This is a genomic window from Marinomonas atlantica, from assembly GCF_001639725.1.
GTDB lineage: Bacteria > Pseudomonadota > Gammaproteobacteria > Pseudomonadales > Marinomonadaceae > Marinomonas > Marinomonas atlantica.
The window spans coordinates 1-278 of record NZ_LTAW01000036.1; the positions used below are offsets into that span (position 1 = coordinate 1).

The window sequence follows — 278 nt, forward strand, 5'->3', positions numbered from 1 at the left end:
CAATCCTTACCGCAAAGGTGAAGATGATATGGGCCGTGTCTATGGTGTGCAGGGTCGCGCATGGGCTAAGCCAGATGGTGGTCATATAGACCAACTTCGTAAGATTGTGGATGACTTAAGCAAAGGGATCGATGATCGTGGTGAGATCCTAAACTTCTACAATCCAGGTGAGTTTCATATGGGGTGCTTACGCCCATGCATGTACAGTCATCACTTTTCGCTGTTGGGTGATACGCTGTATTTGAATAGTACGCAACGTTCGTGTGACGTTCCGCTTG

1 protein-coding gene is annotated in these 278 nt (G+C 47.8%); it reads left to right on the top strand.

The window, feature by feature from the left end; all coding sequences use genetic code 11:
- Window positions 1-28: 28 nt before the first annotated feature.
- On the top strand, window positions 29-278 hold a 250-nt coding region (locus tag AYW75_RS18460; protein WP_231886244.1), incomplete at its 3' end, for a thymidylate synthase.